13 protein-coding genes and 1 pseudogene are annotated in these 14,044 nt (G+C 66.8%); 9 read left to right on the forward strand and 5 right to left on the reverse strand.

The window, feature by feature from the left end; genetic code table 11:
• Positions 1-51: 51 nt before the first annotated feature.
• Positions 52-1,416 carry an NAD(P)/FAD-dependent oxidoreductase gene (locus Q0996_RS05730; RefSeq protein ID WP_299616814.1) on the reverse strand — a complete coding sequence of 455 codons (1,365 nt, stop codon included), beginning with the start codon at positions 1,414-1,416 and terminating at the stop codon, positions 52-54.
• Between the two features lie 249 nt (positions 1,417-1,665).
• On the opposite strand from Q0996_RS05730, the gene Q0996_RS05735 reads away from it, so the two are divergent.
• The 4 genes from Q0996_RS05735 (at position 1,666) to Q0996_RS05750 (ending at position 5,350) form a co-directional block, all read left to right on the forward strand.
• Positions 1,666-2,949 carry a replication-associated recombination protein A gene (locus Q0996_RS05735; RefSeq protein WP_299616816.1) on the forward strand — a complete coding sequence of 428 codons (1,284 nt, stop codon included), beginning with the start codon at positions 1,666-1,668 and terminating at the stop codon, positions 2,947-2,949.
• Positions 2,950-3,125: 176 nt separating this feature from the next.
• Positions 3,126-3,791, forward strand: a complete 666-nt coding sequence (locus Q0996_RS05740; RefSeq protein ID WP_299616818.1) for an isochorismatase family cysteine hydrolase — start codon at positions 3,126-3,128, stop codon at positions 3,789-3,791.
• A gap of 111 nt (positions 3,792-3,902) precedes the next feature.
• The gene (gene crcB, locus Q0996_RS05745; protein ID WP_299616819.1) at positions 3,903-4,298 is read left to right on the forward strand and encodes a fluoride efflux transporter CrcB; all 396 of its coding nucleotides are present in this window, start codon (positions 3,903-3,905) and stop codon (positions 4,296-4,298) included.
• The gene (locus Q0996_RS05750) at positions 4,295-5,350 is read left to right on the forward strand and encodes an RluA family pseudouridine synthase (RefSeq protein WP_299616821.1); all 1,056 of its coding nucleotides are present in this window, start codon (positions 4,295-4,297) and stop codon (positions 5,348-5,350) included. Before crcB ends, Q0996_RS05750 begins: the two co-directional genes overlap by 4 nt.
• 27 nt (positions 5,351-5,377) lie before the next feature.
• Here Q0996_RS05750 and Q0996_RS05755 read toward each other — a convergent pair whose 3' ends face one another.
• Both Q0996_RS05755 and Q0996_RS05760 read right to left on the reverse strand, forming a co-directional pair.
• On the reverse strand, positions 5,378-5,701 hold the full coding sequence (locus tag Q0996_RS05755) for a hypothetical protein (protein ID WP_299616824.1): 324 nt from the start codon (positions 5,699-5,701) through the stop codon (positions 5,378-5,380).
• A 427-nt stretch (positions 5,702-6,128) separates the two neighbouring features.
• A complete protein-coding gene (locus Q0996_RS05760) occupies positions 6,129-6,698 on the reverse strand; it encodes a hypothetical protein (protein ID WP_299616826.1) in 570 nt (189 codons plus the stop codon).
• A gap of 113 nt (positions 6,699-6,811) precedes the next feature.
• On the opposite strand from Q0996_RS05760, the gene Q0996_RS05765 reads away from it, so the two are divergent.
• The 4 genes from Q0996_RS05765 (at position 6,812) to Q0996_RS05780 (ending at position 11,334) form a co-directional block, all read left to right on the forward strand.
• Complete coding sequence (locus Q0996_RS05765) at positions 6,812-7,501, forward strand: HAD-IA family hydrolase (RefSeq protein WP_299616828.1); 690 nt, start codon at positions 6,812-6,814, stop codon at positions 7,499-7,501.
• Positions 7,498-9,663 (forward strand): AsmA family protein, encoded by a 2,166-nt coding sequence (locus Q0996_RS05770; RefSeq protein WP_299616830.1) that lies wholly within the window; start codon positions 7,498-7,500, stop codon positions 9,661-9,663. Before Q0996_RS05765 ends, Q0996_RS05770 begins: the two co-directional genes overlap by 4 nt.
• Positions 9,664-9,679: 16 nt before the next feature.
• A complete protein-coding gene (locus Q0996_RS05775; protein ID WP_299616832.1) occupies positions 9,680-10,399 on the forward strand; it encodes an ATP12 family chaperone protein in 720 nt (239 codons plus the stop codon).
• A 62-nt stretch (positions 10,400-10,461) separates the two neighbouring features.
• On the forward strand, positions 10,462-11,334 hold the full coding sequence (locus Q0996_RS05780) for a VOC family protein (RefSeq protein WP_299616834.1): 873 nt from the start codon (positions 10,462-10,464) through the stop codon (positions 11,332-11,334).
• Here Q0996_RS05780 and Q0996_RS05785 read toward each other — a convergent pair.
• Both Q0996_RS05785 and Q0996_RS05790 read right to left on the reverse strand, forming a co-directional pair.
• Positions 11,331-11,915, reverse strand: a complete 585-nt coding sequence (locus Q0996_RS05785; protein ID WP_322096647.1) for a globin family protein — start codon at positions 11,913-11,915, stop codon at positions 11,331-11,333. The genes Q0996_RS05780 and Q0996_RS05785 overlap by 4 nt on opposite strands.
• Positions 11,901-12,176, reverse strand: a pseudogene (locus Q0996_RS05790) (methyl-accepting chemotaxis protein); the annotation flags it as partial. The gene Q0996_RS05785 and the pseudogene Q0996_RS05790, both read right to left, overlap by 15 nt.
• Positions 12,177-12,506: 330 nt before the next feature.
• Here Q0996_RS05790 and Q0996_RS05795 point away from each other — a divergent pair.
• On the forward strand, positions 12,507-14,039 hold the full coding sequence (locus Q0996_RS05795) for an acyl-CoA carboxylase subunit beta (RefSeq protein WP_299616836.1): 1,533 nt from the start codon (positions 12,507-12,509) through the stop codon (positions 14,037-14,039).
• Positions 14,040-14,044: the final 5 nt, after the last annotated feature.

Here is a 14,044-nt window from a genome sequence, read left to right on the forward strand (position 1 = left end):
GCGGGCGGGCCTGGGCGGCGCCGCGGCCCTGCGGTCGCCGGCCCCCTGGGCTCAGGAGGTGGTGCCGCGCAGTCCCGCAGCGACGGCGGCGGGAACCACCGCCGTCGCTGCGGGACTGCGCGGCACCACCTCCTGAGCCCAGGGGGCCGGCGACCGCAGGGCCGCGGCGACGCCCAGGCCGGCCTGCAGGCCGTCCTCGTGGAATCCGTAGCCGCAGTAGGCGCCACAGAACCAGGTCCGCGCCTGTCCCTGAATGTCGGGCAGGGCCTTCTGCGCCCGTAGGGCCTCGGCATCGAACAGCGGATGATCGTAGAGGACACTGCGCAGGATCAGATCCGCCCGCGGTTCGCGCTGCGGGTTCAAGGTGACGAACAGCGGATGGCGCCGATCGATGTTCTGCAGACGGTTCATCCAATAGGTGACCGAGACAGTCTGGCCGTCGTGGCCGTCTGCCGCCGGCGGGGCGGCGAAATCGCCGCTGGTGTAGTTCCAGCTTGCCCAGGCGCCGCGGCGGCGCGGCATCAGCGCTCTGTCCTGATGCAACACGGCGATGTTCTTTTCATAGCGGAAGGCGCCCAGCACCGCGGTTTCCCGCGCGGATGCATCGGCGCCGAGGATACGCAGGGCCTGATCGGCATGGCAGGCAAGCACCACCTGGTCGAAGTGTTCCTCCTCGCAGCCGGCGGTGCGCAGGTAGGCGCCTTCGGGGGCACGGCGCAGAGCGACGACGGGGCTCGACAGGCGGATCCGGCCATCGAGGCTTTGGCCGATGCGCTCGACGTAGCGACGGCTGCCGCCGGTGACGGTGCGCCACTGCGGGCGCCCCTTCAAGAGAAGCAACCCGTGATTCTCACAGAACTGAATGAAGGACTGAGCCGGAAAGGCCAGCATTTCGCCGATGGGGGCGGACCAGATCGCCGAGCCCATGGGCAGCAGGTGGTCGCGGGTGAAGGCCTCGCCATATCCGCCCTGGGCGAGCAACTCACCGAGGCTCAGATCCACGGCTTCGGCTTCGCGCATGGCACCGGGGGCCTCGCGGTAGAAGCGCAGCAGGTCCCGCAGCATCGACCAGAAGCGCGGGCTCAGCAGGTTGCGCTTCTGCACGAAAAGCCCGGTGGCGTTGCCGCGGTACTCCAGCCGCCCACTGTCGAGGGAGACGGAGAACGACATGTCGCTGCGCTCCGTGGCGACATCCAGGGCGGCGAACAGCCGTGTCAGGTTGGGATAGGCCAATTCATTGTAGACGATAAAGCCTGTGTCGACCGCGAGGCTCCTGTCGCCCTGAACGACGTCCACGGTGTTGGCGTGCCCGCCGAGGCGTGACTCGGCTTCAAACAGCGTAACCTCATGGCGCCTGTCCAGCGCCCAGGCCGCACCGAGCCCGGCAATGCCCGACCCAACAACCGCAACCTTCATATCGCTCCCTTATCGCCCTGCGCCGCCGCGAAGACCGGTTGAATGCAATGGCCCCGCTTTATCTTTCCGCTACTGCTGATACGCGGTGGGACGCCTCATGGATCATGAAATCCCAAGGTGGAGCCGGGCGCCAGAAGAAGATGCGCAGGGCCTGGACTGCCGCGCCGCCCGTGGCCGTTTGGCCTCGGCCTTGATGCTGCGGCGCATATCGGCCAGAAACGCTATGCTTGGAGGATGACCCAACCGACGATGACCGGATTGTTCGAAAGTCAGGCGCCGCGCCCGCTGGCGGACCGGCTGCGCCCGCAGAGCCTGGATGAGGTGGTGGGCCAGGACCATGTCCTGGGCGCGGAGGCACCGCTCGGCCGCATGGTCGCCTCGGGGCGCCTGGCATCCTTGGTGCTCTGGGGGCCACCGGGCTGCGGCAAGACCACCATCGCCCGGCTTCTCGCCGAGGCGACCACCCTGGAATTCGAGCCACTCTCGGCCGTGTTTTCCGGCGTGGCCGACCTGCGCAAGGTCTTCGAACGGGCCAAGCAGCGGCGCCTGGCGGGCCGCGGGACCCTGCTGTTCGTAGACGAGATCCATCGCTTCAACCGCGCCCAGCAGGACGGCTTCCTGCCCTATGTGGAAGACGGCACCGTGATCCTGGTGGGCGCGACCACCGAGAACCCCTCCTTCGAGTTGAACCCAGCCTTGTTGTCACGCTGCCAGGTTCTGGTGCTCAAGCGCCTTGAGGAACCGGCGCTTCGCGAGCTGCTGGCGCGGGCCGAGGCGCTGGAGGGCCGCAGTCTGCCGCTTGCCGCGGAGGCCCGGGCGGCGTTGCTGGCGATGGCCGACGGCGATGGGCGCTACCTCCTGAACCTGGCCGAGGAGGTTCTTTCGCTGGGCGCCGTCGAGCCGCTGGACTCGGCGGGTCTGGCTGCCGTGGTGCAGAAGCGCGCGCCGCTCTACGACAAGGGCCAGGAGAGCCACTACAACCTGATCTCGGCCCTCCACAAGTCGCTGCGCGGCTCGGATTGCGATGCTGCGCTGTATTGGTTTGCGCGCATGCTGGCCGGCGGCGAGGACCCCCACTATATCGCCCGGCGGATCGTCCGCTTCGCGGTGGAGGACGTGGGGCTGGCCGATCCGGACGCCTTGACCCAGAGTATCGCCGCCTGGCAGGCCTTCGAGCGCATCGGCTCGCCGGAAGGCGAGCTGGCGCTGGCCCAGGCGGTGATCTATCTGGCCACGGCTCCGAAATCCAACGCCGCCTACAAGGCCTATGGGGCGGCCCGCCGAAGCGCCGCCGAAAGCGGCTCCCTGGCGCCGCCGGCCCATATCCTCAACGCCCCGACCGGGCTGATGCGCGATCTGGGCTACGGCAAGGGCTACAGCTACGACCACGACACGCCGGAGGCCTTCTCGGGCCAGGACTACTTTCCGGAGGGCCTGGGGCGGCAATCTTTCTACAACCCGGTCGAGCGCGGCTTCGAGCGGGAGATCCGCAAACGCCTCGAATACTGGTCAAAACTGCGGAATCGTCCCTAGGGCCCGCCCAGGCCTGGGTCGGCCGTGAGCTTTGCGTGTAACGCGAGGCAGCTATTCCGCCTTACCGGTTGCTTGGCAGCGCGAAGATCTTACTTTGTCACCGCGACATTCGGGCCGGCCGATTGGGGGGCCGGCGGTGAGATCAACCAAACATACTGGGGTCATAGGGGCGATACATGGCCAATTACTGCGTGCCTGAGAGAGGCAAGGCAGCTCTCCTCTGCGTTTCTGCTCAACGCGATTTCGTGACCCCGGGTTCGCCGCTCCGGGCTTCAGGCAGCCGCTCGGCGCTGCCCAACATGCGACGCTTGGTCGAGGCCTTTCGCAGCCGCGGCGCCCCGATCTTTCATTCGGTTCGGCTCTACAAGGCCGACGGGTCCAACGTCGATGCCTGCCGCCGGCAGGCGGTGGAAGAGGGAATGCGCATTCTCATGCCGGGCACCCTCGGCGCCGAACTGATCGACGAGCTAAACCCGAGCCCGGGGGTCCGCCTGGATCCGGAACAGCTCTTTTCCGGCGAATTTCAGGAGATTGCGCGCAACGAGTTCGTGCACTACCGCCCGCGTTGGGGCGCCTTTCACGAAACCTCGCTGGAAGAGCGGCTGCGGGCGCTGGAAGTGACCACCCTGGTGATTTGCGGCTTCAGCTTTGCGACCGGCGGCCGCGCCTCGGTCTACGAGGCATCGGCGCGGGACTTCCGGATCATCCTGGTGCCGGACGCACTCTGCAATGCGACCGAGGACTCGGTGCGCGAACTGGGCCGCATCGGCGTCTATCTCATGGACAGCGCCAACTGCCTCGCCTGGCTCGGCAACGGCGGGACCCGTTCGGCGGCCGCCTGAGGGACCAGAGAGATCCCGAGCGCATTTGCGCCTCACCCTGCTGTTTGATAGCTAGAGACCGCGCTGCCTGAGTGGCAGGGGGCGGCTTTCAGGGCAGGAAAGGCGGGCTGCATGCAGGTTCAGGTCTTGGCGAGTATCGCGCTGGGCGGGGCCCTGGGCGCGCTCGGACGCCACTTCGTCATCACGCAGGTCGCTGCCTGGTTCGGTCCCTGGATCGGCGGCTTCCCCCTCGGGACCCTCTTCGCCAACGTCGCGGGGTCCTTCGTCATGGGGCTCCTGGTCGAGCTGATGGCCGCGGCCTGGTCGCCGCCGCCCGAGCTGCGGGCCCTGCTGACGGTGGGCTTCCTCGGCGCCTTCACCACCTTCTCGACCTTTTCCATGGAGGCCGTTCTGCTTTACGAGCGCGGCGCCTTCGCCCAGGCCGCCGGCTACGTGGCCGGCTCCGTGGTCCTCTCCATCGCCGGTTTCGTGGCCGGCCTCGCGCTGGTCCGGATCGCCGTAACGTGAGCGGCGTCCAGCAGATCACCATAGAAGCCGCGGAGGCGGGCCAACGCCTGGACCGCTGGTTCCGGCAGCGCTTTCCCCAGGTTACTCATGGGCGCCTGGAAAAGCTGCTGCGCAAGGGGGAGGTCCGGGTCGACGGCAAGCGCGCCAAGGCCGCCAACCGCATCGAAGCCGGTCAGGTGGTCCGGGTGCCGCCGCTGCCGGCGGACGAAGGCGCCCGTGGGACCGACGATAAGCCCAGGGCCCAGCGGCTCTCCGCCAGGCAAACCGCCGATCTGCGGGCCCAGGTCCTCTATCGGGACGTCAGCGTCATCGCCCTGAACAAACCCGCCGGCCTCGCCGTGCAGGGCGGCAGCGGGCAGACCCGGCATCTCGACGGCATGCTCGACGCCCTGAGGTTCGGCAGTGACGAGCGGCCCAGGCTGGTGCACCGTCTGGACAAGGACACGGCGGGCGTCCTGCTGCTGGCGCGCAGCGCCGCCGGTGCCCGGGCGCTGACCGCGGCCTTTCGCAGCAAGGCGACGCAAAAGGTCTACTGGGCCCTGGTCAACGGCGTCCCGCAGGAGACGCGGGGCCTGATCGATCTGCACCTCGCCAAACAGACAGGGCCCCGCGGCGAGGCGGTGGTGCCCGCCGGCGACCAGGGCAAGCCGGCCCAGACGATCTATCGGCTCGTCGAGACGGTCAAAGGCGATCTCGCCTGGCTGGTGCTGATGCCCCTCACGGGGCGCACCCACCAACTGCGCGTGCACTGCGCGGCCTTGGGCTGCCCCATCGTCGGCGACGGTAAGTATGGCGGCCGGGACGCTTTTCCGGCGCGCGGCGACCTGCCCAAGACGCTGCACCTGCTGGCGCGGGAAATCACCCTTCCGCATCCCGAGGACGGAACCACCCTGAGGGTGACGGCGCCTCTGCCGCCGCACATGGCGGAAAGCTGGGAACGGCTGGGACTGGATGTGAAGAAGGGCGAGGCGGCGCTGGACGCGTTAACGGCCTATGCCGAGGGGCTCAGCCATTCGCCGCCGCGGGCGTCCCGCCGGGCTCGACGGTCATAGGCCCAGGGGGTTCTTGGCGCGCGCCGATCAGAAGGCGGAAAGGCGTCGTTGGTTCGATTGCCGCACAAGCTGGCGGTGGCGTTGGGTCTGGAGCGTGACGGTGGGGCGCTTCTGGTTGCGCAGGGTGGCGGCCGTCTTCTTGCGCCACTCCATATCGCTCATCACGGTTTCCAGAGAGAAGCTCCATTCCGATCCGGGGTCAGGCTGATACTTGGTCTTCGCGGCCGCTGCTTCATGACGCGCCATAGCTTCGGACCAGTCGCCCGCAGTAGCCGGCGAAGCAATCGCAATGGCCGCGGCAGTGGCGACAAGAAGCGCTACAGACTTGCCGTTGAAGAAGTTGGAAATCATGCCTGTCCCTCCGATTGGTCATCCCATTGACCAAGGTATAGGCACGATTATTTATTAATTCTCCTTCAAAACTGTTAACAGCCAAAAATGACATTAATCAAAACTAAAGAATGACACGACTGTAGTCAAAAGAATGGCATTTTTACTTTATTAATAGTTTGTTAATAACTTGACAATTATGTCAAGAATGCGGCATACCCAGGAAGAGTCATGGATTTTCAATGGCTTATTCCTGTGGATAAGCCTGTGACACTTTTGAGGGTCAGCGGATTCCGCCCCACTTTTGCCGCGCTTCCGCGCTGAGCAGCGCTTATGAGCGGGTCACCATCTCGCCATGGGATTGAGGCGGGCCCGCCTCATTGATGATTGATTTCTGACAGACAGGCAGCGACTCCGGGGCCGCGCCGCGGCGGCTGCTCCGGGCGGGTCACTCGTCGCGCCGACGGTCCCTGAAGAGGTCCCGGGCGGTCTGGCGGATGAGCTGCTCGAAGCGCTTTCCCTGGGGTGACTCAGCCTCCTCGACCCAACCGTGAACGGCGGAAACCAACTGCTCGCCGTTGCAGAAGGCGGCCAGCAGCTCCACTCGGCCATCGCTGCGTGCCGGGCCGCCGTCGGGGGCACCGCGGCAAAGGGCCAGCACTTCCGTTAAGCTGGGCGCGTTGAACAGCAGGAGCAGCCTGAAACGCGGGTCTTCCGCCGTAGCCGCAGCCTGGGTGAGCCTCAGGATCCGCGACTGAACCGCCTTCTCGATCACCGGGACAAGGGGAAGCTCCGCCGTCGCTACTCCGGGGAAGGCAGCGCCCCTGGCCTCGAGATGGAGCGGACCCTGGTTCCGCGTTGCCGCCACCAGAAAGTCCCGGGCGCCGCTGGGATGCATGAAGCGGGTGTTGGTGGCGGGCCCCTGGTCACAGGCGCCAAGCCCCAGCGCCAGAAAGCCCAGGAGGCAGAGGAGAGGGCGGGGCCGCCTGACCCCGCGGGAGACAGTTGGTCCGGTCATGGGCGCTGCGACTCTTCCTCCCGTCCGGGGATCGCCTGCGATTAAGAAAGCTTCGGTGAATCCACACGAATCGCCTTAAGCATGCGGCCCCCGCGTGATAGAGACAACGTGCAATGAACAAACGAACTTTTCGCCACCGCTTCATCGTTTTCGACCTGGACGGAACCCTGGTCGACAGCCAGCACACCATCGTCTACTGCATGGGCCGAGCCTTTGCAGCCGACGGGCTTGCGGCGCCCGATGCGAAGGCTGTTCGCGGCATCATCGGATTAAAACTGGAGGTGGCGGTCAACGCCTTGCTTCCCGAAGCGGACGAGGCCAGGGCCGGGCGGGTCGCCGACCACTATCGCGTGTTCTTCAACGAACGCCTCAGCCAGCCGGACCATGAGGAGCCGCTGTTCGAGGGTGCGCGAGAGGCGCTGGTTGCCCTCAACCAGCCGGAGGTCTGCCTGGGGATCGCCACGGGCAAGGGCCGCAACGGTCTGCTGCGTGTGCTGCGGCGCCACGGCCTGGAGCAGCTCTTTGTCAACCTGAAGACCGCCGACGACGGACCCAGCAAGCCGCATCCGCAGATCCTGCAGGAGGCGATGGCCGAAGTCGGCGCCGCCCCGGGGGAAACCGTGGTGATCGGGGATACCGCCTTCGATGTGCAGATGGCCCGCAACGCGGGCTGTGATGCGATCGGGGTCGATTGGGGCTATCATGACCGCCAGCAGCTCTATGCCGCGGGCGCCGGCCTGGTTATCGATCGCTTTCCCGACCTGGAGCCGGCGCTGGCGGGATTCGGCGAGGTGCAGCGATGAAGCTCAGGCGCATTTTCTACTGGACTGGCGCCGTCGTCGCCGGCCTGGCCGTGACCGGCTACGCGATCCTGGCATCGCTGGACCTGGACGACCTGACGGCGGTGATCCAGGCGCAAGTCAAGGAGGCCACCGGCCGGGACCTGGTGATCGCCGGGCCGGTGGACCTGAACGTGCTGCCAAGTCCCTCGGTGGACCTGCGGGATCTTCGCTTCGCCAACACGCCCTGGGGCAGCCGCGCCGATATGGTCACCGTGCGCCAGTTGGAGGTGGAGGTCGACTTCCTGCCTTTGCTGACCGGCGACATCGTGGTCAACCAGCTTGTGCTGGTCGAACCGGACATCCTGCTGGAGACCAACGCCGAGGGCGGCGGCAACTGGGAGTTCGGCACGGCGGACAGCGGTGCCGGTGCAGAGGGCGAGGCGGCGGAAGCGGAGAGCGGGGACGTGGTCCTGCCCGACGTCCATACCTTCGCCGTGCGCGGTGGCCGCCTGACCGTCAGAGGGCCGGAGGGCGAGGACGCCATACGCCTCGACCTTTCGGAAGCCAGCGGGCTGGTCCCGGACGGCGGCGGCGCGCGCAGCCTCACCCTGCTCGGCCGCTACAACGACATCCCCTTCCGGGTGGAGGGGACCTTCGGCAACCTGCGGGAGATCCTCTCTGGCGCGGTCAGCCCCCTCGATCTCACGGTGGAGGCGGCGGGCGCCCAGGCGACGGTGAAGGGGGCCGCCGGCGATTTGGTCGGTGCCGGCTCCGCCAAGCTGCAGGTGGCGGCCCGGGGCGAGAGCCTGGCGGCCCTGGCGCCGGTGGCCGGCACCGAACTGCCTGATCTGGGGCCATACGAGGTCTCGGGCGACTTCGACGTTAAGGGGCAACTGATTGAGTTTTCCAAGCTCGCTCTCCGCCTCGGCAACAGCGATCTGGCCGGGGAGGGCAGCCTCGACCTCGGTGGCGCACGCCCGATGGTGACGGCGGATCTGGTTTCCGAGTCCCTGGATCTGACAGAGTTCACAGAGGCCGCGCCGGCGCAGAACGATGCCGGTGACAAGGTGCAGGCGCAGCAGGGGGACCAGGCGGCGCCGGCGACGGGGGGCCGCATCTTCTCGGCCGAGCCCCTGCCGTTCGGCGAACTGGCGCTCCTCGATGCCAAGCTGAACCTCAGCAGTGGCCAACTGCGCGTGTCCCGCCGCATGGTCCTGAACGACGTCAAGCTCACGGCCGAACTGAAGGACGCCCGATTGAGAGTGGACCCGCTGCAAGGCCTGCTGGCCGGCGGCACGCTGGCCGGGACCGCCCGTGTCGACGGCGCTCAGACCCCGCCGGCGCTGCGCCTTGCGCTGAAGGGCGACGGCATAGATTTCAGCCGCTTGCTCCAGGAGGCGGAAATCAGCGATCAGGTCGGTGGCGAACTGGCGTTGGATATTGCCCTGGCCGGTCAGGGCGACAGCCTCCATGCCCTGGCGTCGAGCCTGGACGGACATGTCCAGGCCATCTCGCAGGACGGCACCATTGACAACGCGCTGCTTCGCTTCTTCAGCGCCGGGCTCGGCGACATCACTGGGCCGTTGTTCGGCTCCGCCGACAATGCCGAACTGAACTGCATCATCGGGCATTTCGATATCGCCGACGGCCAGGCGACGAGCCGGGCCCTCGTGTTGGACAGTGGCACCTTTGCCATTGCCGGCCGCGGCGGCCTGGATCTCGAGGCCGAACGGGTCAGCCTGGCCTTCGATACCGAGACCAGCCAGCCCAGCCTTGCCAGCCTTGCGGTGCCCTTCAAGGTGATCGGTCCGATGGACGATCCCAGTATCCTGCCCGATCCCATCGGGGCGGCGGGCAACGTCGTGGGGACCGTCGGCACCGTGGCGGAGACCGGCGGCAATATCGTCGCCGGGGCGGTCGACACCCTGGGCAGCCTGGTGGGGACCGGCCCGATCATCGGCAAGATCGGCAGCGATCAGAGCCTTTGCGGCGAGGCCATGGCCGCAATCGGCCAGGCGCAGGCACAGCCGGAGTCCTCCGAGGTGAAGCCGGCGGGCGGCGACATGGGGCAACCGGCACCCGAAAAGTCGACGTCCGAGGGCGTAGCCGACGACGTGGGCGAAGCGGCCAAGGAACTCGGCCGTGGGATCGAGAAGGGCCTGAAGAGCCTGTTCGGCAACTGATCGCGCAGCGTCGTTCATGCAAGACATCAAGCGGTTCTACAAGGCGGCCACGGCCGGGCCGGTGGCGGAGGGCTTTGCCATCCTGCTCGACGGGCGCGCCGTGCGAACCCCGGCGAAGGCACCCCTGGTCGTGCCGTCCCAGGCTCTGGCAGAGGCCATCGCCGCGGAATGGCAGGCCCAGGACGAAACGGTTCAGGTGGCGGGCATGGCGCTGAACAACCTGACCTGTACGGCCATCGACATCGTCGCACCCCAGCGCCGCAAGATCGTCGACGACCTGGCGGGCTACGGCGGCCACGATCTGCTCTGCTATTGGGCCGATGGCGAGGAGGAACTGCTGCGCCGGCAACAGCAGGCCTGGCAGCCGCTGCTCGACTGGGCGGCGGAGAGCCTCTCGGCGCCGCTGCGCAAGACCTGCGGGGTGATCTCCCAGGACCAGCCGCCGGAGAGCCTGGAGGCGCTGCAGCGGGCGGTTGAGAACCACGATGCCCTCGAACTGACGGGGCTATCGGCGGCGGTGCAGGTCTCCGGCTCCCTGGTGATCGGGCTCGCCCTGTCCCTGGGCCGGCTCGGCGGGGCCGAGGCGCACCGCGTCGCGCAGCTCGACGAAGACTATCAGGCCGAACGCTGGGGCGGGGATGCCGAGGCCGCCGCCCGGCGCGAGGCCCTGCGCCTGGAGATGCTGACCGCCGAGCGCTTTCTGGCGCTGATCCGCCAGAACGCAACAAGTAATTAGAGCGGGATGAGGCGATTGGGCTCGTGTAGTGCCGGGCTTCCGGCTGTGTTACGCAGATTGACATGGCCTATGAGCGGTTCATCTGGAACGACTTGTCGACCTTCGACATGGACACGGCCCGGCAAGACTACGCGGCGCTGTTCGGCTGGTCCTTTGCCGGCGATGAGAGCTACGATTTCGCCTCCGCCGGTGGCTCGCAAAGCGTGGCGGTCTTCCCCATGCCGCAGCGCTTCATCGACATCAAGATGCCCTCGTTCTGGATGTCCTACATCCGGGTTCAGAACCTGGAGCGGACGGTCGAGGCTGCAAAGGAACACCAGGGAGCGATCGTTGAGATCGGGCCTCACAGGTTCGACGATACGGCGCGCATCGCGCTGGTCCGCGATCCGTCCGGCGCAGGGTTCACCCTCTACGAAGGGCCCGTGATCGAGCGCGCGGAAGACCGCCTGGGCGCGGTTGCGCGCATCTATCATCACTCGCGGGATATCGGGCTCATCGAAGCCTTCTATGGGGACCTCTTCGGCTGGCGTTTCGAAGAGGTCCGCCGCGATCCATGGCCTGTCTTCGATATCCGTCACAGGGATGGAGCCTTGGTTGCACGAGCCGAAGAGGTGCCGAAGGAGATCAGGGGTAAGTTCTCCTATTGGATGCCGTGTTTCGCGGTCGCCTCGGCGGCAGACGCCAGCGCCACGATCTCCAGCCTCGGCGGAACGGTATTCGCCGCGTTCGATGACGGCAGTGTGCTGGCCGCCGACCGGCAGGGCGCTCATTTTATGATTCAGCCGGTCATGGTTCAGCCGGCCGCAGGGAACGCGCAGACCAATCCAACCCCCGAACAACCGCGAAGGGGCCTGCGCTGGCCTTTCGTTTGGCTGGCGTTCCTGGGACTGCGCTGTCTTTGGCTTATCTTTGCGCTGGTTTTTGACAGCAGCTAGGAGATTTCGCGGGACGGGGGCGGCTCCTGCGCGCCCTTCATCATGACCTCCGCCAGAACCCCATAGGTCTTGGCCCAGGCGGTCTCGACCTCCGGGGTCAGGGCTTCCTGGAGGCCCTGCTTCAGGGTCCAAAGCAGCGCATTGCCGACACTCTCGTAGTGCTTCAGCTCGACGCCATAGGCATGGTGGCGCTGCCCCAGGACCTTGATCGCCGGAACGAGCTTCTCGAGATTGTTGAGACCGACAACGGCGGTCTTCAGCACCGCCATCAGCTTGCGGCCCTGGGCCACCATGTTGCCCTTGAACAGAGGTTTGGTGCTGGGGTCGATTTCGAACAGCCGGTCGTAGAACAGGGCCGCCGCCTGTTCGGCGATTGTCTCGACGACAGCGAAAGACTCCTGCACGAGCTCGATTTCCCGGGCCGACAGCGGACTCTCCGCCGCAGGGGCTGCGGGCGGTTCCGCGGCGGCTGCGACCGGCGCTGGGCTGGCTTTGGCAGGCGGGCAGGGAGCCGGGGCTTGTGCCGGTTCCGGCTCTGCGGCGGGCCGGGCCGCAGCCGGCGTGTGCTGGGCCTGGTCCACCAGTGTCGAGAGCTCGTTCAGCCGGTGGGTCAGGCTTTCGACGATCTCGCCGATCTGGCTGGTCGCCTTGCTGGTCTGACCGGCCAATTGCTTGACCTCGCCGGCGACCACCGCGAAGCCCTTGCCGGCTTCTCCGGCCCGCGCCGCCTCGATGGTGGCGTTCAGGGCCAGAAGGTTGGTCTGCTTGGCAATGGCCTCGATTTCGCCGGCCATGTTCGAGACATTGCCCACCTCGTGGCGCAGCGCCTCGATCTGCTCAGCAATGCCACCCTCGACGTCCTGGGGCTCTTGACCCTGCGGGGAGGTTCCGGGCGCGGCGCTGGCGTGCTGGGACATGGCAGATCCTGTGATCACTGGGTTTCAGTGGCCCTGGCAAGGGCTTGATGCGGTTCTAAACAAACGTTGTTAACGTTGTCCTAATGCTAGTCGCGCTGATTAGGGGAGAAGCGCCGAAATCCGGCGTCTGCGGGCTCAGGTGTGGCGGCTGGTGCTGGGCCCGTCGCTCATGCTATCTGCTGTCGTGAGATCATTCGTTCGGGCCCGGATCGATGACACCCGGGGCCGGGTGCGGCCGGGGGGAGAGCAGCGGACATGCAGGACATCATCAGGCAGCTTCAGGCAAAGCGGGACCAGGCGGCGATCGGCGGCGGTCAGCGGCGCATCGACGCCCAGCACAGCAAAGGCAAGCTGACGGCCCGTGAACGGCTACAGATCCTCCTCGACGAAGGCTCCTTCGAGGAATGGGACATGTTCGTCGAGCATCGCTGCGGCGATTTCGGCATGGAGGACCAGAAGGTCGCCGGCGACGGCGTGGTGACAGGGCACGGCACCATCAACGGCCGGCTGGTCTTCGTCTTCTGCCAGGACTTCACCGTTTTCGGTGGCTCGCTGTCGGAAGCCCATGCGGAGAAGATCTGCAAGATCATGGACAAGGCCCTGCAGGTCGGGGCGCCGGTCATCGGGCTCAATGACTCCGGCGGCGCGCGCATTCAGGAGGGCGTCGCTTCGCTGGCCGGCTATGCCGAGGTCTTCCAGCGCAATGTGCTGGCCTCCGGCGTGGTGCCGCAGATCTCCATGATCATGGGGCCCTGCGCCGGTGGTGCCGTCTATTCCCCGGCCATGACCGACTTCATCTTCATGGTGAAGGACAGCTCCTACATGTTCGTCACCGGCCCCGACGTGGTGAAGACGGTGACCCACGAGGAGGTCTCGGCCGAGGCCCTGGGCGGCGCCACCACCCACACCACCAAGTCCGGTGTGGCCGATCTCGCCTTCGAGAACGATATCGAGGCGCTCCTGGAACTGCGGCGCTTCGCCGATTTCCTGCCCGCCTCCAACCGCGAGGCGCCGCCCTGGCGCCCGAGCGGCGATTCCGCCGACCGCGAAGAACCCTCCCTCGACAGCCTGGTGCCCGGCGACCCCACCAAGCCCTACGATATGAAGGAACTGATCGAGAAGGTCGTCGACGAGGGCGAGTTCTTCGAGCTGCAGCCCAGCTACGCCGGCAACATCATCACCGGCTTCGGCCGTCTGGAGGGACATACGGTGGGCTTCGTCGCCAACCAGCCCATGGTGCTGGCCGGCTGCCTGGACATCGCCTCCTCCATCAAGGCGGCGCGCTTCGTGCGCTTCTGCGATTGCTTCAACATCCCCATCGTCACCTTCGTCGACGTGCCGGGTTTCATGCCGGGAACGTCGCAGGAGTTCAGCGGCATCATCAAGCACGGTGCCAAGCTGCTCTTCGCCTATGCCGAGGCCACCGTGCCCAAGGTGACGGTGATCACCCGCAAGTCCTATGGCGGGGCCTACGTCGTCATGGCCTCCAAGCACCTGCGCGGCGATGTGAACTACGCCTGGCCGACGGCGGAGATCGCCGTCATGGGCCCGAAGGGCGCGGTGGAGATCATCTTCCGCGGCGACATCGGCGACGAGAACAAGATCGCCGCGCGCACCGAGGAGTACCGGACAAAGTTCGCCAATCCCTTCGTCGCCGCCTCCCGCGGCTTCATCGACGACGTGATCATGCCCCACGGCACCCGGCGGCGGCTCTGCCGGGCGCTGGCCATGCTGCGCGACAAGCAACTGGAGAACCCCTGGAAAAAGCACGACAACCTGCCGCTCTAGCGCTG

The organism is Pelagibius sp. (genome assembly GCF_028289705.1).
Taxonomy (GTDB): Bacteria; Pseudomonadota; Alphaproteobacteria; order Kiloniellales; family Kiloniellaceae; genus Pelagibius.

Coding starts and splice junctions, on each gene's coding strand:
- Q0996_RS05735 (WP_299616816.1), top strand. CDS start 1,666: ATGACCGGATTGTTCGAAAGTCAGGCGCCGCGCCCGCTGGCGGACCGG.
- Q0996_RS05795 (WP_299616836.1), top strand. CDS start 12,507: ATGCAGGACATCATCAGGCAGCTTCAGGCAAAGCGGGACCAGGCGGCG.
- crcB (WP_299616819.1), top strand. CDS start 3,903: ATGCAGGTTCAGGTCTTGGCGAGTATCGCGCTGGGCGGGGCCCTGGGC.
- Q0996_RS05775 (WP_299616832.1), top strand. CDS start 9,680: ATGCAAGACATCAAGCGGTTCTACAAGGCGGCCACGGCCGGGCCGGTG.
- Q0996_RS05770 (WP_299616830.1), top strand. CDS start 7,498: ATGAAGCTCAGGCGCATTTTCTACTGGACTGGCGCCGTCGTCGCCGGC.
- Q0996_RS05740 (WP_299616818.1), top strand. CDS start 3,126: ATGGCCAATTACTGCGTGCCTGAGAGAGGCAAGGCAGCTCTCCTCTGC.
- Q0996_RS05765 (WP_299616828.1), top strand. CDS start 6,812: ATGAACAAACGAACTTTTCGCCACCGCTTCATCGTTTTCGACCTGGAC.
- Q0996_RS05755 (WP_299616824.1), bottom strand. CDS start 5,701: ATGATTTCCAACTTCTTCAACGGCAAGTCTGTAGCGCTTCTTGTCGCC.
- Q0996_RS05730 (WP_299616814.1), bottom strand. CDS start 1,416: ATGAAGGTTGCGGTTGTTGGGTCGGGCATTGCCGGGCTCGGTGCGGCC.
- Q0996_RS05780 (WP_299616834.1), top strand. CDS start 10,462: ATGGCCTATGAGCGGTTCATCTGGAACGACTTGTCGACCTTCGACATG.
- Q0996_RS05760 (WP_299616826.1), bottom strand. CDS start 6,698: ATGACCGGACCAACTGTCTCCCGCGGGGTCAGGCGGCCCCGCCCTCTC.